Here is a 16355-nt window from a genome sequence, read left to right as displayed (position 1 = left end):
GGCACGTATCCGTCAAAGCGCCGACGGATGCCGCGCCAGCAGCTCCAGCACATAGCGGCTCGGAATCGCGTATGAAATGCCCGAGGGCTGGCTCATGGCCGCTTCGCGCGTGCTTTTGAGGTGCACCATGCTCATGACGCCCAGCACCGCGCCGCTGCGCGGGTCGAACAAGGGGCCGCCGCTGTTGCCGGGATAGGCCGTTGCATCGAGCTGGAAGACCTGCACGGGCCCGGCCCGCAGGCTGAGTATGGCGCGCTCACTCAGTTGCTGACCCGTCGGGCTGGGCAAGGCCATGGTGGTGATGGACGCTATGCCGGCCCGGTGCGTGACGGAGGCGAAGCCCAGTACCCCGCCGATCGGGAAGCCCATGAACGCGAGGTCTTCCCCTTCGCGCACATGGTCGGACGAAGCGACCTTGAGCGCCGCGACCGGCGGGCCCTCGATTTGCAGCAGCGCCAAGTCCTGCTCCAGGTTCACCTCCATCACCCTGGCCTTGCGCATGATCCACGCAACGGCGCCCGAGCGCACCTGCACGGCCAGTGCCTGCCCGTCGGGGCTCAGCATGTTCATGCGGGTCACCACATGCGCGCTCGTCACCACACGCAGGCCGTCGCCCACCACGAAGCCCGCACCCACGTACCGGAAGCGCGGGTTGTCGGTTGCGGCATAGGTGCCGACCAGCACCACCGACGGCTTGACCCTCTCGATCGTATCGGGCAGCTGGGCCATCGCACCGCCGGCCCACAGGCACTGGAGCAGCCATGCAAGCGCCCATAGCGCAACCCTGCGCGGCATTCGTCCGTTCACGCTGGCAGCCCTCACGCCAAGCCGCGGCTGGTCGAGTTCATAGCGCCTTTCTCAGCTCTTCGACCTCTGCCTGGGCAGGAAAGCGCGTCCCCGCCGCAGCGAGTTCATCGAGCACGGCTTTGGCCGCATCCTTTTGCCCTGCCTTGATGTAAATCTTGGCCAGGTTCAATTTGAACTCCAATTGCTGCGGCCGCAATTGCACCACCCGCTTTTGCAGATCCACGGCACGCGTGTGCTGGTTGGCGGCGGACAGGAGCATGGCCCACGTGTCCATGAACGCAGGTTGATTGGGCGCCAGCGCATTGGCGCGCTCCGCATCGGCCAGCGCACCGTCGCGACCCAGCTGGCCCTTGATCCAGGCCATGTTGTTCAAGGCAACGGCATTGTTGGGCTGCAGCGCCACCGCACGCTCATACTGGCGCAGGCTCTCCGGCAGCTCCTTGGCGGCCAGCGCCCGGGTTCCCAGGTACAGGGGGAAGGTCGGGTCCTTGGCGTGGCTGCGCTGCCATTCAGTGGCCAGGCGGTCGGCCTCGGGCTTTTTTCCGGCCGTCACCAGCACTTCGTGCAGCCGCACCGCGAGCTCCCCGCTGGCGGGCGCTTGCTTGAGCCCCGCACGGAACACGTCTATCGCCTTGTCCCAGGCCTTTTCCGCCACGTGAATCTCGCCCTCGAGTGCGTAGCCCGCGGCCTCCTTGGGCCTTTGCTTTTGCACGGTGCGGCTCATGGCCAGGGCATCGTCGCTCTTGCGCTCCGCCATTGCCAAGCGGACCAGCCCCTGCTGGGCTTCTAGCGCACTGGAGTCGATTTCCAACGCTTTGCGCCAGCTTTGGCCCGCGGCGGCGCGATCGCCGGCGATCAGGTTGGCGCCGGCCATGCGCAGATAGGGCACGGGCGACTGCGGCTGCAATGCCGCCATGCGGTTGAAGCTGGCCAGTGCCTGGTTGTGCTCGCCGTTGGCCGATTGCGCGCGGCCCAGGGCATCGAACAGCTGCGCATTGTCCGGCAGCGCGGCCACCGCCTGTTGCGCCACCGCCAGCGCTTCCTTGGTTTCGCCGCCGCGCAGGTAATGGTCCACCAGCAGTTGGCGCGGGATGGGGTTGCTCGGCGCCCCATCCACCGCCTTGCGCAGGATGCCGGCCAGTTCCGCCCTGTCCGCGCCGTTGGCGGCCCGCAGCTCCATCAGCACCATGTACGCCTGCACATTGCCAGGGTCGCGCTTGATGGCAGCCTCGATGCGCGCACGCGCATCGTCCGGACGCTTTTCGGCGTTGTCGAGCACCGCCAGGGTGCCCACTGCGGGAAAGTAGCCGGGGTCGATCTCGAGCGCCCTCTCCATGGCCTTGCGCGCACCGGCGGTATCCTGCTTGAGCAGCAGGGCACGGCCGCGCAGGAAAACAGGCAATACGTCAGCGGGACGCTTTTTCTCCAGCAGGTCGATGGCCTTCAAGGCCTGGTCGACCTTGCGCTCCTGCAACAGCGCGTTGATCAGGGCCATGTCGGCCGCAACGCCTTCGTCGGATGCGGCAATGCTTTGCAGTTCACCCAGGGCAGCATCGCCCTTGCCCGCAGCGAGGCGGCTCACGGCCAGCGACGTGCGCATGACGGCATCGTTCGGAACCAGGCTGGACGCCCGGGCGAAGTAGCGCTGCGCACGATCCACATCGCCCTGCAACATGTACGCCTGCCCCGCCAACCCCAGCATGCCGGGGTCGCGGTCGTTGCCGTCGATGTCGGACGGCAGTGTGGCGATGGCCTTGTCGAGCCGGCCCAGGCGTATGTAGGTAGTCACCAGGCCGCGTCGTGCCATGACCAGCCCGGGGTTCAGTTGCAGGGCCTTCGCCAGCGACGCCTCGGCCTGGGCGCTGGCACCCAGCTGCAGGTCCGTCATGCCTGCCAGTTCGAGTGCACGGGGACTCTCGGGCACCATGCGCACGAGCTTCTGCACGCTTTCCTGCGCCGCTTTGAAGTCCCCCTTGGTGTACGCCAGCATCGCCTGCAGATACAGGGTCTGCGGCTTGCCGGGCGCGGCCTTCTCCAGGGCCTGCAAGGATTCGGCGGCGGCGGTGGTCTTGCCCTGGTGTATCAGCAGTTCAACGATGGCTGCCTGCCCTTCCACGTAGGAGGGATTGACTTCGAGCGCGTCCCGGTACGCCGCCATGGCGGCATCGGCGTCGCGCTTGCTGTGAAGCAGTATGTCGCCGCGCAGTTTGAGTGCCTCGGCCCCCACGGGCGATTGCTTCGGGATCTTGCCCAAACCGGCCAAAGCGCCATCCACATCGCCACCACGGACCTTGCTCCGTGCCTGCTCGATCAGCGCGGGCGCGTAGTCGGCCTTGGCCTTGAGCGCTTCATCCAGGCTGCCCCGGGCCTTCCCCTCGTCACCCTGGCGCTGCCAGGCAATGGCCAGGGTGGTCTGCAGGTTGGCCTGCGCCTGCGCATCGGCAAGCTGTTGGCCCGCATAGTCGGTGGTGATCTTGCCGTACTGCCGGCTCCGGAGCAGGGCCAGCGCCAGCTGCGGCACGACTTCCGCGGGGGGAGCGCCCAGATCCTGCGCCTTTCTGAACTCGGCCTCGGCGCCCTGCGCATCGCCCGTGTCCAGCAAGGCCTGGCCCAGCAGCAGGCGCGCCTTCGCGGAATCCGGCCGGCTTTGCAGTGCGTTCTTGAGCTGGATGATGGCCGCTGGCGCGTCATTGCGGCTCAGGTAATCCTGCGCCGACGCCACGAGTGCGTCGGGATCGTCGCGGCCGCATGCCGACACCAGCAATGCCACCGTCAAGGCGGCGGCAGGAACGAGAGTGCGGGAAGTGAAAGCCGTCATGGTCATCCTCTACAAGTAATCGTCAGGTCTTGAGGCCCAGGCGGTGCATCAAGTCATAGAGCGTGGGGCGGCTGACGCCAAGCAGGTCGGCAGCCTTTGCAATCGTGCCGTCGGCCCGGGCCAATGCCGCAAGCACGGCCCGCTGCTCGGCGGCCTCGCGCGTCAGGCGCAGATCCAGCGATCGGTCGTTCTCGGTGCCGTCGGCGCCGGCAAGCCCGACATCGTCCACGGTGATCTGGCTGCCATCGGCCATGATGGTTGCGCGCTTGATGCGATTTTCAAGCTCGCGGATATTGCCCGGCCAAGGATGGGTTTCGATCGCACGCAGCGCGTCATCGGCCAGGGTCAGGCTGCGACCGTGTTCGCCACCGAACCGGCGCACGAAGGAATGAGCGAGCAGCGCCGCATCCCCCACCCGCGCACGCAAGGGCGGTATCTCGACCACGATCTCGGCCAGGCGGTAATACAAGTCTTCCCGGAACCGGCCCTCTTTGATGCACTGCGCCAGGTTCTGGTGCGTGGCGCACACGACGCGCACGTCCACGGGAATGCCCTGGCGCCCCCCCACGCGCTCGACGACGCGCTCCTGCAGGAACCGCAGCAGCTTGGCCTGCAGGGGCATGGGCATGTCGCCGATCTCGTCGAGCATGAGGGTGCCCCCGTGCGCCGTCTCGATCTTGCCCGGCGTGGTCTTCGCCGCGCCTGTGAAGGCCCCTTTCTCGTAGCCGAAGAGCTCGCTTTCCAAGAGGTTCTCAGGAATGGCGGCACAGTTGATGGCCACGAAATTGCCGTTCTTGCGATTGGATTGCTGGTGCAGCCCCCGCGCCAGCACCTCCTTGCCCGTGCCGCTTTCGCCCAGCAGCATGACGGAGGCATTGGTGCTGGCAACCTTTTCGATGGTGCGGCAGATGCGCAGCATCTGCGGGTCGCGCGTCACCAGGCCCGAGAGGGCGTCGGGCATCTGCATGGCCCTCAGGCGCTTGTTTTCCGCTTGCAGGTGGTGCAGCCTGAACGCGCGCTCCACGCACAGGTTGAGCACCTCGGGCTCGAAGGGCTTGGCCAGAAAATCGTAAGCGCCCATGCCCACGGCCTTGACTGCGTTGGACTGGTCGTTCTGGCCCGTCAACACGATCACCTTGGTGTCGGGATCGGCTGCCAGAATCTGCTCCAGCAGCTTGAACCCCTCGGACACCGAGTCGGCATCCGGCGGCAGGCCCAGATCCATGGTCACGACGGCAGGCGAGTACCGGCGCACTTGCGTCATGGCGCTTTCGCGGTCATGGGCGGTGACGGACTCGAAACGATCGAGCGACCACTTGATCTGCTTTTGCAGTGCCAGATCATCTTCGACCACCAGCAGGGGCTGCAATTTATCCGTACTCATGCATCATCCTATAGGTGCAAATCGGAATCACGGCTAATCTCGATCAAGGGAAGCAAAAGGCTCACCACCGTGCCCCTGCCGACCTTGCTGTCCACGGAGATCTTGCCCCCGAGCTCCTGCACGTACTGGAAGCTTTCATACGTGCCGATCCCCATGCCGGCCTCCTTGGTCGTCTGGAACGGTTTGAACAAGCGCGTCTGGACAAATTCTTCGGTCATCCCCTGGCCTTCGTCCCCCACCTCGATGCGGGCATGGCTGCCAAAACGATCGACCTTCACCCAGACCCGGCCATCGGCATCGGTGGCGTCGAAAGCGTTGTGCAGCAGATGGCCGATGATGCGCTCCAACCGGTCGGCCTGTCCACGGGTGAAAACTTGTGCCGAGGCCTCCAGCTGCACGGTGCGCCCACGGCGCAGGGCCTCGGCGGCCAGCCCTTCGGCGATCTTGCCCAGATCCACGCCTGCGGACGCGGCGCCGGAGGCGGCTCCCTGGCGCAATTGCTGCATGAGCTGGCGCATGCGCTCCAGCGAGTTTTCCACCGTCATCAGCATGTCGGCCTGGAACTCCGGGTTGTTTTGCAGCCGCTTGGCGTTTTTTACCATGAGCGACAACTGGGCGACGATATTCTTCAAGTCGTGCACCACGAAGGCCGACATGCGGTTGAACGCCTCGAACTTGCGCGACTCGAGCAAGGCTTCGGTGGCCTGCATTTGCGCCAGGATGCTCGCCGCCTGGTGCCCTGCGGTCTTCAGCAGATCGATCACCTCCCAGTTCACTTCCACCTGCGTGCGCGGACTGGCCAGCAGCACGAACCCGAGCAGGTCCTTGCCCTGCCACAGCGGAACCAGCAGCCAGGCCTGCGGATACTCCGCCAGCCATTCGGGCAGGCGCAGATCGTTGTAGCGCGCGGGCTCGGCGCGAAGCTCCTCGAGATCGATGACCCAGCCGGTGGCGCACATGAACGCCAGCAATCCGGCATGCCGGTCCACCGTCTGCGTGGCCGGAGCAAGGTTCCACCGCGCCACCTGCCGATATTGATCGTCATCCGGGCGCCGCAGCCACAATGCGCCTGCGGGGCTCTCCAGCATGTCGGCCAGGCCGCGGATCACGTTGCGGCCGGCTTCCTGGGGCTGGTCCTGGATCGACAGCGTGGCGGTGAACTTCAGCCATTCTTCGCGGTAGTCGAAGCGGTAGCGGAAAAAATGCTTGCCCAGGAAAACCCGCAGCTTGGCACGCAACGAACCAGACAGCACGAATGCAATCGCCAGCACCATGGCCACGAAAACCAGGCCCAGTTGCAGGGCGCCGCCCCATTCGCCGCCAAAGTAACGCACGTAGTAGCCCACCCCCGCCATGAAAAGCAGGTACAGCCCCACCAGCACCAGCGTCGCCGAGTGAAAGATCACCTTGCGCGATACGCGTATCTTGGCGATCCAGTTGCGATGCCGCGTCGTGGCCAGCAGCAGCAGCGGCACCATCAGCGCATGCACGAAGGGGCGCACATTCAGGGCCTCAGGGTCCAGACCCTGCAGCAGCAGCCCTTGGGAAAACAGGTACAGATCGAACAGGAAGGTGCCCGCCAATCCGAGGCACACGGGCTTGGCGCTCCACAGCGCATCCTCGGGAAGATTGCGGAACAACTGCTCCACCAGCACCAGCCCGGCAACCGCCAGCAGGACCATGGCGAACACATGCCCCGCCGGCCCCGCCAGGGCATGCATGCCCATGACGAGCGGCGGCACGCCCAGCACGGCCAGCGCCGCGAGCCCCGGCCACCAACGGTACCAGGGGCTGGAAATGCCGCCCGTATTGCGGTTGAAAAACAGGAAGACGAAAACGCCCCAGGCAAGGTAGCGCAATATGTCTGCCGACTGCGCACCCAGCCACCATGCGGCATTCACCGTCAATGCCAGAAAACTGAATCCACTCCAGGCCACGGAGAGAAGCGCTCCCGCCAGCATGGCCATGGCAATGCGATTGACGGGTTTTTTCAGGTATTCCTGCCGCACCAGGCGCAGGGACAACAGGGCGTAGGCAACCGCGGCCCAGGCCCAGCCTGAATAAATCACCGCGCTTTCACCGCTTTTCATACTCAGACCAGCACTTCGGCGCAAGGCGGATGCCCCAGAAACGCCTGCGGGCTGGCCGTGGCCCCATAGGCGCCGGACTGCAATACCACCACCAGATCACCGGGCTGCGCCACGGCGAGTTCCATCCGCTCGGCCAGCACATCCAGGGGCGTGCACAGCGGCCCCACCACGGTGGCCGATTCGCGTTCGGCCGCCTGCAGCCGGTTGCCGATCACCACGGGATAGTTGCGCCGGATCACCTGGCCGAAATTCCCCGAGGCGGCCAGGTGCTGGTGCATTCCACCGTCGGTCACCAGGAAAACCTGGCCGCGCGATACCTTCCGGTCGATCACGCGGGCCACGTAAATACCCGCCTCGCCCACCAGATACCGCCCGAGCTCCAGGACCATCCGCGCCTCGGGCAATGCGCGCCCGAGCGCCGCCTGCACCTGCGCCAAGGCGTCGGCCACAGGAGCCAGGTCCAGGCGCCGCTCGCCCGCCACGTACGGGATACCCCAGCCCCCTCCCAGGTTCACGTAGCGCACCGGTGCAGGCGCGTCGTGCGCCAGGCGCTGCACCAGTTCCACCGAACGGTGCAGGCTTTCCGCAATCACGTTCCCACGCAGGTTCTGCGAGCCCGGGTAAATATGAAAGCCCTCGAATGCCAGGCCGTCGCGCGCCATGGCGCGCAGCATGGCCGGCACCTGCTCGGCGTCGATCCCGAAGGGCTTGGGCCCGCCGCCCATGTGCATGCCGGCGCCGCGCAGCTCGAAATCCGGATTGATGCGCAATGCCACGCGCGCCGGCCGCCCCAGCGCCTGGGCGGAGGCCGCCAGCACCGCGAGTTCGCGCGCCGACTCGACATGCAGCAGCACGCCGGCGGCAACCGCCTGGCGCAACTCGGCATCACGCTTGCCAGGCCCGGCAAATCCGATGGTTTGGGGATCGGCGCCGGCATCCAGCGCCAGCTTGAGCTCGCCAGCCGATGCCACGTCCATGCCGTCGACCAGCGGGCGCATGAAGCCCATCAGCGCCGGCATGGGGTTGGCCTTGACGGCGTAGTGCAGGTGCACGCCGTGCGGCAGCACCTGCCGCACGGCAGCCACGCGCGCCGCGATCAGGGAACGGTCGTACGCATAGAAAGGCGTCTGGCCCACCCGCTCGGCAAGCAGGGACAGCGGCAGCCCGCCTACCTGCAGTTCATCGTGGGTCGTGTCGAATTGATCCATGCTCCAGCATCCAGCGTTGACGGTCGAGCTTGCCATTGGGACTGCGCGGAAGCGGCTGTTCCACCCATTGCAGCACCTTGGGCAGCATGAAGGCCGGCAGGTGCTTGCTGCAGTGGGCCATGAGAGCCGCGTTGTCATCGCCCGCATGGCCGCTGGCCCGCGGCGAAGCCAGCAGGGCCGCGCAGATCACGCTGCCCAGGGCATCGTCGGGCCTTGCATACACCAGCGCCTCGGCCACCAGGCCGCTGGCATACAACACCTCCTCCACTTCGGTCGGGCTGACACGGTAGCCCGACGTCTTGATCATCTCGTCGCGCCTGCCCACGAAGTACAGGAACCCATCCGCGTCGCGGCGCACGGTATCGCCCGAATACACGGCCAGCTCCGGCGCGGCCCAGCCGCCCCCGGCAGCCAGCAAGGCGGGCGGCCAGGGCCTGAAGCGGAGTGCCGTCTCTTCGGGCCTGCGCCAATAGCCCAAGGCCACCAGGGCGCCGCGGTGCACCAGCTCGCCGGGCTCGTCGACCGCGCACTCCGTGCCATCGTCCCGCAGCACGCATACCTGGGCGTTCGGTATCGCCCGCCCGATCGAGTCCGGCCGGCGGTCCACTTCCTCGGGCGGCAGATAGGTGGAGCGGAAGGCCTCGGTCAACCCATACATCAGGTAGGGCGCCGCCGTCGGCGCCAGGCTGCGCAGGCGCTGCAGCGTGGCCCGCGGCATGTGCCCGCCAGTATTGGCAAAGTAGCGCAAATGCTGCGCCGCTGCGGCCGGCCAGTCCTGCGCGGCCAGTTGCATGTACAGCGGCGGCACGGCCGTCAGGCCCGTCACCCGTTCGCGCACCATGGCCTGGAGCACGTCCCGCGGCAACAGGTAGTTGAGCAGCACCACGCGCGCGCCCACCAGAAAGGCCGTCGTGAGCTGGCTGAACCCGGCGTCGAACGACAGCGGCAGCACAGCCAGCAGGGTATCGTCGGCATGGTTGTGCAGGTAGCTCGCCACGCTGACGGCCCCGCTCACCACGTTGCGGTGCGACAACACCACGCCCTTCGGCCGGCCCGTGCTGCCGGACGTGTAGAAGATCACCGCCACGTCCATGTCCAGCGCCTGGGGCAAGCCGGCCGGCCGGCCAGCCAGCACCTCGGGCCAGCCGTGCAGGGCGACACCGCCCGCCAGGGGGGCAGACGCACCCGGCGCCCCCTCATCGCACAGCACCACGTGCCGCAGCCCGGGGCAATCGGCCAGCGCCGGCGCCAGAACCGCCAGCCGCGCCGCAGATGTCACCAGCACCTGCGCCTCGGCGTCCTGCAGGATGTGCGCCACCTGCCCGGCCTTGAGCAGCGGATTCACCGGCACCAGCACCCCGCCCGCAGCCGGCGCGGCAAAGCTGGCCACCACGGCTTCCACCCGCTTTTCCAGGTACACCGCAACGCGCGCGCCCCGTTCCAGCCCCAAGGCCAAAAGGCCTGCGGCGCAGCATTCGATCTGCGACTGCAGGCCGGCATAGGACAGGTGCGCCCCATCGACCGTCAGCGCCGTGCGATCGGGCCAGCAGGCGGCGGCCCGGGCTGGCAGCTCGTGCAACAGAACAGGGGGAATTCCCCTTTGGAAGTCCGACTCTTGGGGCATGCGGCGCATGTTAAGCCATTGCCAGGCCCCCAACGGCCGCCTGTCAAGTGTCTAGAATCAAACGCAGTCCTGTCTCCTCTCCCTCCCCCGCCATGAACCTGACCGAACAAGTCCTGCACGTGCTCGACAACGCCCTCAGCCTGCAAGGCCGCGCCACGGCCTTCGATCGCGACACCCCACTGCTCGGATCCCTCCCCGAACTCGACTCCATGGCCGTGCTGGCCGTCATCACCGGGCTGGAGAACCATTTCGCCATCACCTTCAGCGACGATGAACTCCATGGCGCAGTCTTCGCCACCGTGGGCAGCCTGTGCGACCTGGTGGAGCAGTCATTGGCCCGACAAGACTCATGAGATGAGCCTCCCCGCGCGTACCGCCCTGCCGCAGGCTTTCTTCCTTGCGACCGGCACCGGTCAGCGCTTTTGCCTTTTCCACCCCCCGCAAGGCGCCACGCCGCTGGGGCGCGTGCTCTACCTGCACCCCTTCGCCGAAGAGCTCAACAGCACCCGCCGCGTGGTGGCCGGGCAGGCACGCGTCCTCGCGCAGGCCGGCTATGGCGTGCTGCAGATCGACCTGCTGGGCTGCGGCGACAGCGCCGGCGACTTTGCCGACGCCACCTGGGCCGCCTGGCTGCACGACGCGCAGCAGGCCCATCGCTGGCTGGACGATCACGCCAGCGGCCCCCTGTGGCTCTGGGGCATGCGCTCTGGCGCCTTGCTTGCGGCGCAGCTGGCCGCCCTCTTGCAGGCACCCGGGGCTGCACCCACCCACCTGCTGCTTTGGCAGCCCGTGGCCAGCGGCCAGCAAATGCTGCAGCAGTTCCTGCGCCTGCGCGCCGCCAGCCAGTGGCTGGGCGCCGGCAGCACGGGTGAGCCGCCCCCCTCACAGGTGCTCGCACAAGGGCTGGCCATCGACATTGCCGGCTACACATTGAGCCCCCGGCTGGCCCAAGGGCTGGCCGAGGCGCACATGCCCGCCCCCGGCTCGCTGCAGCCGGGGCGGCTGGTATGGCTGGAAACGTCATCCGCGCAAACACCCTCGCTCAGCCCCGCCACTGGCAAACAGCTCCCGGCCTGGCATGCCGCGGGCTGGCAGGTACAGGCACAAGCCGTGGAAGGCCCGCCCTTCTGGCAAACCGTGGGCACCGACGAAGCCCCCGCCCTGGTCCACGCCACCCTGGCCGCCCTTGCCCGCCCGCCCCAGATATGAGCGCCCAGGAACAGCCCATTCACATAGCCGGCGACGGCTTCGACATGCTGGGCATCCTGACCCTGCCCGCGCCGGACGCCCCCGTGCGGCGCATCGGCGTGGTGGTAGTGGTGGGCGGCGCCCAGTACCGCGTGGGCAGCCACCGGCAGTTCGTGCGGCTGGCCCGCCGCCTGGCAGCCGCCGGCCACCCCGTGCTGCGCTTCGACCTGCCAGGCATGGGGGACAGCCCCGGCGAGCCCGTGCCATTCCAAAACACCGCCCCCCACATTGCAGCCGCCGTGGGGGCGATGCTGCACGCCGCCCCTGTTCAGCACGCCGTGCTCTGGGGTCTGTGCGACGGGGCCTCGGCCAGCCTGCTGTACATGCAGGCAACACAAGACCCGCGCGTGACCGGCCTGGCTCTGCTCAACCCCTGGGTGCGGTCCGAAGCCGGCCTGGCCCGCGCGCGGGTCAAGCACTACTACCGCCAGCGCGTCCTGGAGCCAGACTTCTGGCGCAAGCTGGCAAGCGGCGGCATAGGCTGGGCGGCGCTGCGTGGCGCATGGAACAACCTGCGCGCCATGCGGCGTGCAGCAGCGCCTTCACTCTCATTTCAAGAGCGTATGGCGCATGCCTGGCAAGCGTTCGAGGGCAAAATCCTTCTCATACTGAGCGAGCGCGACCTGGCGGCGCAGGAATTTGTCGAGTACACAGCCACGCAACCGGCCTGGAGCCATGCCCTGCAGCGCCCTGGCGTGAGCAGGCACGACATCGCCGGCGCCGACCACACCTTCTCGCAACCGGCCTGGCAATTGCAAGTGGAAGACCTGACGCTGGCGTGGCTCGGCGCCATGGCATAGGCACGACAGCCAACGGCAGAAAGAGCAGCTTTCAGCTGCGGGCGGCGCCCCTCTTCAGCAGGGCCAGAACCGTCAGATTTTTTTACACCCCACAGATAACGCACATGTAAGTCATTGATTTTATTACCTGGCATGCAACATGCTTATGGCAGTACATCCCGCATCCGGTGGAATGTCACTCAAAGGAGTTCATCATGAAAGCACTCAAAACCCTGGTAGCCTCTGCAGTCCTTGCCATGTCTACCGGCGCGTTCGCTGCTACGGTTTTGCCCGGTTCCGAAACATCGCTGCAAACCATCATCAACAACGCATACGGCGGCCCAGGCGCTTCGCCCGTGTCTGCCGCGCCTAACGTCAACACCGATCAAGCTGGCGCAGAACTGTTCCAAATCGAGGCGTCTGGCGGTTCCATTGCCACTATGATCCTTGAGATCGCAGGGAATGCCAACGTCAATACGTTTGGTATTTATGACCCCTACAACACAGCTACCCAGCTGCAATTGTTTTCTGGCAGCGCCAGCAGCGGTGCTCAAGTGGCCATCACCGTCGATGCCTCCAATCAATTCAAGGCAGTGGATCTCACCAACGGCGGCATACTCGGAAGCATGTTGTTTACCTCCAGCACGTTCGGCTATTACCTGAGCGGCCCCGGAGGTACATTCTTCTCGCAGGCCAGCCAGAATGGCGGAAATGAGCAAATGGTGAGCTACCGGGGCGATGGAGACTCGGTCCAGTTCCCGGGACGTGCAGTTGGCGTATGGGGACCTTCCAGCATTCTCCTGGGATGGGAAGACACCTCTCTGACTGGCGGCTCGGACAAGGACTACAACGACTTGGTCGTCTACGTCGAGTCTGTGACCAAGGTTCCGGAGCCCGGTTCGCTGGCCCTCCTGGGTCTGGGCTTGTCCGGCTTGGCCTTTGTGTCGCGCCGCAAGCAAAAGAACGCGAAGTAAGCCGAGCCTGAGGCTTACGCGCATAAAAAGGTGGCTCCGGCCACCTTTTTTTTGGCTCGCAGATTCGGGGAGCCATCCCAGAATTGCCAAGATACCAACCCGATCAGCGCCGCCGCAGCATCCTCCCCGCAAAATGCCGCCCCGCCGCCAGCAGGCCAGGGAAGCGACGCGGATCAAACGCCACCAAGCCCACTCGCTCGCGTCGCATCGCCATCCAGTCGCGCTTATAGGCATCGTCGCCACTCAGATAGTCCACTTCCAGCACCCGGTCCACGTCCATGGCGTACTGCATGAGGGCTGCCGTCAGCACCGAGCCAGCAGACAACCTCTCCTGGCCCTTCACATAAGCCAGCTTGTAGATACTGGCCTTCCCACCACATACCAGCCAGACCTGCGCAGCCAGGGGCTGCTGCCCCAACCACAACACCCCCAGGCGCAGCCACCCTTCACGCGCCGCCATGCGCACCAGGGCCGGCATGAAGTCCGGGCAAGGCTCGGGCGACTTCCAGCTTTGGGCATACACCGCCAGGTACGCTGCCAAACATGCATCCAGCCCAGGCGACGCATCGGCGAGGATGTCGATGCGCCAGGCCCCCGCACGGTCCAGCCGGCGCCGCCCGCGCTCCACGCTGTGCCGCAGTGCCGATGGGCGTTGCCGCCAATAATCGGCAAAGCCACCGCCGGACACCGGCTGGTACCAGTTTCCGAAGCAGAAAAACTGATCCGTCCAATAGCCGACGGCGCGCAGCCCCCCTTCCAGCCCCGCCAGCCACGCGCTACCCGCATCCAGCGGCTGCAGGCGCAGCACACTGCTGCCCGGAAGCTGCCGCAATGCCTGTGCCGCCGCCTGCCACTGGGAAGTGGAAACGCGTTGGATCGCCCCGGCCGAGCCTACCGGGCCATAAAGACAGCTGTAATAGTTGCTTAAAGCACACAAAGGGCTACCCGAAGACTCCTGCATCAGGTGCAAGTGAACAGGTTCATCGGAGCGCGAGGGCAGCGGCCAAGCCCAGTGCCGATGCGGAGGCCGCTCAAAGCCATGGGCCAACAGGTTGGCAAACCAGGCCTCAGACTGAAAAACGTCGCCAGGCACGCAGCCTCCTTCCACACTCCATGCACACCAACACCGGCATACCAGCTGCCATGCTCGCGCTGAATGGCCGCTTGCACGACAACCACGGCGCGCATTGCACAGCTGTCACCGACCGCCGTAATGGAGCCACCGATGTTCGGCGTAATGGAGCCAGCAACAGGTGGGTAAAACGACGCCCCGAGGGGGTTAAGACTGGGTCGATTTTGCAGCCTTTTGCGGGCTGGCTTTGACAGGGTTGTCGAGCTGCTTGGGCGCCCGGTAGGACTGCCCGTCCAGCACCAGGCAGTACGCGTTGTGACGCAGCCGGTCCAGGCTGGCGCTGGCCAGCAGACGGTTGGCCGGGAAGGCCTGGTCCCATTCGGGGAAGTCCAGGTTGCTGGTCACGATGGTTGAGGCCTGCTCATAGCGTTCTGCGATCAGGTCATGCAGGTCTTCGTCGGCCGGTGAGCGCAGCGGCTTGAGCCCGAAGTCGTCAATGATGAGCAGCGGCACCCGCGCCAGCGTCGCCAGCTTGCGCTCGTAGCTGCCGGTCGCCCTTGCCGCGTTCAGGCTCTGCGTGAGGCTGGCGCAAGTCGTGAAGACCACGTCCACGCCCTGGCGCACCGCGCAGTGTCCCAGCGCCTGCGCCAGGTGGCTCTTGCCCGTGCCGCAGGGCCCGACGATCAAGACCGGTGCCTTCTCATTGAGATAGCGCCCGGTGGCCAGGTCATGCACCAGGGAGCGGTTCAGGTGCGGCAAGCGCTCGAAGTCGAACTGGTCCAGCGTCTTGGTGGTGCGGAACTGCGCACGCCGCAAGCGCGAAGTGAACTTCTTCTGCTCCCGCCGTGCCACCTCGTCTCCGATCAGCAAGGCCAGGAAGTCGGTGTAGGCCAGCTTGCTGTGGATGGCCTCTCGGTTGCGGGCTTCGAGCGAGTCCAGGATGCCGGACAGGCGCAGCTGCTTGAGCTGGGGCCCAAGTTCAGGGGCGGGATTCATGGCGTTCTCCTTCGGGGTCAATGCAGCAGTTCTTGCTGCGGGTGGGGGAAGAGTTCAGCCGCTGCGCGCGTGAAGCGGGTGCGGCCATAACCAGCGGGCGTGGCCGGCGGTGTGTCAGCGCGCAGGTCGGCGCCCGTGGACAAGATGGTCTTGACGGTGCGGTAGTGGGGCGAGTCATGCGCCAGCGCGCGGGCGCAAGCCGCTTCCAGGCGGTCCCGGCCATAGGGCTTGAGCAGGGCCAGCACGCCCTGCGCCGCGCGCAGCCGCTCCAGGATGTGGTCGCTCAGCAGTTGCTCGATCAAGACTTTGCAGTTCTGCCCGATGCGTTCGGCCTGGGTGGAGCACCAGGTGCGGTCGCGCCCGAAGAAGGCTTGGGCTTCCGGCGGCAGGTGTTCGCGCACGCTCACGCGCTGACCCGGCTTCAATCCTCTGGGGTGCGTGGCGACATGGCGGTAGTCCTCGAACAGCGCCACCGCTGCGTCGGTGGCTCGCAGCCACAAGGTTTTACCCACCAACGTGAACGGCGCCGAGTACAGCACCCGCTCGAACTGCACATGGCAATCCCGGTGCACGCTCACCCGGTGCCAGGAGCCCAGGTCGGGCGCGACGGCTGGCAGGCCTTGAAGCAGAGGCTGTTCCAGGGCGAAGAGTTCCAGCGGGCTGCGCCGGGTCGTGCCATGGCAGCGCACGCCAGCCTCTTGCATGACCCAGGCCTGGGCCTGTGCGTTGAGGTCGGCCAGGTCGCGGAACTCGCGCAGCGGCAGGAAGTTGCCCTTGAGGTATTTGACGCCGGCCTCGACGATGCCCTTCTTCTGCGGATCGTGCGGCGGACAGGCGTCGATCTTGAAGCCGTAGCCCTCGGCGCATTCGGCATAGGCGCGCTGCACGGTCGGATCCTGGGCGCAGGCCCGGGTGATAGCGCACTTGGCGTTGTCGATGATGACGCGCACCGGTACACCGGCGAACCACTCGAAGGCGCGGCGATGGCAGCCCAGCCAGGTGGCCACGGTCTGGTCCCAGACGAACTCGACATACTGATGGCGCGAATGGCATAGCGTCATCACGAAGGCCCAAGTGCGCCGGGGCAGGCCATCCGGGTGGATGAGCGTCGGGCCGGCACCGAAGTCCACCTGCGCGGCCTCGCCAGGCTCGAAGTCCAGCCGGCAGGTCGTCTCGGGCGGCAAGTGGGCGCGGATGTCGGCCAGCAGTCGCCGCACGGCGGAGTAGCTGCCGGCCCAGGCGTGTTGGCGCTTCAGGGCGGCGTGGATGGCAGCGCCCGAGACGCCTTGCTCGACCCAGGCGCTGAGCAGGGCCCGGTGCGGCTCCAGGGTGGAGATGGTGGTGCTGGCGCGCCG

Annotated in this window: 13 protein-coding genes; 4 read left to right on the top strand and 9 right to left on the bottom strand. The window is 66.5% G+C overall.

Annotated elements, in window-relative coordinates; all coding sequences use genetic code 11:
* Window positions 1–12: 12 nt before the first annotated feature.
* The 6 genes from ACX12L_RS05705 to ACX12L_RS05680 are packed head-to-tail and all read right to left on the bottom strand — an operon-like array spanning window position 13 to window position 9940.
* The gene (locus tag ACX12L_RS05705; RefSeq protein ID WP_459261722.1) at window positions 13–795 is read right to left on the bottom strand and encodes a trypsin-like peptidase domain-containing protein; all 783 of its coding nucleotides are present in this window, start codon (window positions 793–795) and stop codon (window positions 13–15) included.
* Window positions 796–844: 49 nt separating this feature from the next.
* Window positions 845–3625: an XrtA/PEP-CTERM system TPR-repeat protein PrsT gene (gene prsT / locus ACX12L_RS05700; protein WP_459261721.1), complete on the bottom strand. Its 2781-nt coding sequence runs from the start codon at window positions 3623–3625 to the stop codon at window positions 845–847.
* Window positions 3626–3647: 22 nt separating this feature from the next.
* On the bottom strand, window positions 3648–5009 hold the full coding sequence (gene prsR, locus ACX12L_RS05695; RefSeq protein WP_459261720.1) for a PEP-CTERM-box response regulator transcription factor: 1362 nt from the start codon (window positions 5007–5009) through the stop codon (window positions 3648–3650).
* A gap of 8 nt (window positions 5010–5017) precedes the next feature.
* On the bottom strand, window positions 5018–7123 hold the full coding sequence (prsK, locus tag ACX12L_RS05690) for an XrtA/PEP-CTERM system histidine kinase PrsK (RefSeq protein ID WP_459261719.1): 2106 nt from the start codon (window positions 7121–7123) through the stop codon (window positions 5018–5020).
* A complete protein-coding gene (locus ACX12L_RS05685; RefSeq protein ID WP_459261718.1) occupies window positions 7102–8307 on the bottom strand; it encodes a pyridoxal-dependent decarboxylase, exosortase A system-associated in 1206 nt (401 codons plus the stop codon). The genes prsK and ACX12L_RS05685 overlap by 22 nt, the downstream gene beginning before the upstream one ends.
* Complete coding sequence (locus ACX12L_RS05680) at window positions 8279–9940, bottom strand: acyl-CoA ligase (AMP-forming), exosortase A system-associated (RefSeq protein ID WP_459261717.1); 1662 nt, start codon at window positions 9938–9940, stop codon at window positions 8279–8281. Before ACX12L_RS05680 ends, ACX12L_RS05685 begins: the two co-directional genes overlap by 29 nt.
* A gap of 83 nt (window positions 9941–10023) precedes the next feature.
* On the opposite strand from ACX12L_RS05680, the gene ACX12L_RS05675 reads away from it, so the two are divergent.
* From ACX12L_RS05675 to ACX12L_RS05660, 4 genes are all read left to right on the top strand, one after another.
* On the top strand, window positions 10024–10284 hold the full coding sequence (locus tag ACX12L_RS05675; protein WP_459261716.1) for an acyl carrier protein: 261 nt from the start codon (window positions 10024–10026) through the stop codon (window positions 10282–10284).
* 1 nt (window position 10285) lies between these two features.
* Window positions 10286–11140, top strand: coding sequence for a hydrolase 2, exosortase A system-associated (locus ACX12L_RS05670; protein WP_459261715.1), 855 nt, complete (start codon window positions 10286–10288; stop codon window positions 11138–11140).
* Window positions 11137–11979, top strand: a complete 843-nt coding sequence (locus ACX12L_RS05665) for a hydrolase 1, exosortase A system-associated (protein WP_459261714.1) — start codon at window positions 11137–11139, stop codon at window positions 11977–11979. Before ACX12L_RS05670 ends, ACX12L_RS05665 begins: the two co-directional genes overlap by 4 nt.
* A 194-nt stretch (window positions 11980–12173) precedes the next feature.
* A complete protein-coding gene (locus ACX12L_RS05660; RefSeq protein WP_459261713.1) occupies window positions 12174–12932 on the top strand; it encodes a DUF4114 domain-containing protein in 759 nt (252 codons plus the stop codon).
* A 103-nt stretch (window positions 12933–13035) separates the two neighbouring features.
* Here ACX12L_RS05660 and ACX12L_RS05655 read toward each other — a convergent pair whose 3' ends face one another.
* The 3 genes from ACX12L_RS05655 to istA form a co-directional block, all read right to left on the bottom strand.
* Window positions 13036–14025: a GNAT family N-acetyltransferase gene (locus tag ACX12L_RS05655; RefSeq protein WP_459261712.1), complete on the bottom strand. Its 990-nt coding sequence runs from the start codon at window positions 14023–14025 to the stop codon at window positions 13036–13038.
* A gap of 186 nt (window positions 14026–14211) precedes the next feature.
* Window positions 14212–15000, bottom strand: a complete 789-nt coding sequence (gene istB / locus ACX12L_RS05650) for an IS21-like element helper ATPase IstB (protein WP_168727617.1) — start codon at window positions 14998–15000, stop codon at window positions 14212–14214.
* Between the two features lie 17 nt (window positions 15001–15017).
* The coding region (istA, locus tag ACX12L_RS05645; protein WP_459261711.1) for an IS21 family transposase at window positions 15018–16355 on the bottom strand (1338 nt) is incomplete at its 5' end.

It is taken from the genome of Alicycliphilus sp. T452 (assembly GCF_054512775.1).
Note: the sequence above shows the minus strand (reverse complement) of the source record. Positions and strands in the feature narration are given on the sequence as shown.

Bases quoted from the DNA above. Each gene is read 5' to 3' on its own strand.
- ACX12L_RS05670 (WP_459261715.1), top strand. From the start codon at position 10,286: ATGAGCCTCCCCGCGCGTACCGCCCTGCCGCAGGCTTTCTTCCTTGCG.
- prsT (WP_459261721.1), bottom strand. From the start codon at position 3,625: ATGACGGCTTTCACTTCCCGCACTCTCGTTCCTGCCGCCGCCTTGACG.
- istB (WP_168727617.1), bottom strand. From the start codon at position 15,000: ATGAATCCCGCCCCTGAACTTGGGCCCCAGCTCAAGCAGCTGCGCCTG.
- prsR (WP_459261720.1), bottom strand. From the start codon at position 5,009: ATGAGTACGGATAAATTGCAGCCCCTGCTGGTGGTCGAAGATGATCTG.
- ACX12L_RS05665 (WP_459261714.1), top strand. From the start codon at position 11,137: ATGAGCGCCCAGGAACAGCCCATTCACATAGCCGGCGACGGCTTCGAC.
- ACX12L_RS05675 (WP_459261716.1), top strand. From the start codon at position 10,024: ATGAACCTGACCGAACAAGTCCTGCACGTGCTCGACAACGCCCTCAGC.
- ACX12L_RS05660 (WP_459261713.1), top strand. From the start codon at position 12,174: ATGAAAGCACTCAAAACCCTGGTAGCCTCTGCAGTCCTTGCCATGTCT.
- ACX12L_RS05680 (WP_459261717.1), bottom strand. From the start codon at position 9,940: ATGCGCCGCATGCCCCAAGAGTCGGACTTCCAAAGGGGAATTCCCCCT.
- ACX12L_RS05685 (WP_459261718.1), bottom strand. From the start codon at position 8,307: ATGGATCAATTCGACACGACCCACGATGAACTGCAGGTAGGCGGGCTG.
- ACX12L_RS05705 (WP_459261722.1), bottom strand. From the start codon at position 795: ATGCCGCGCAGGGTTGCGCTATGGGCGCTTGCATGGCTGCTCCAGTGC.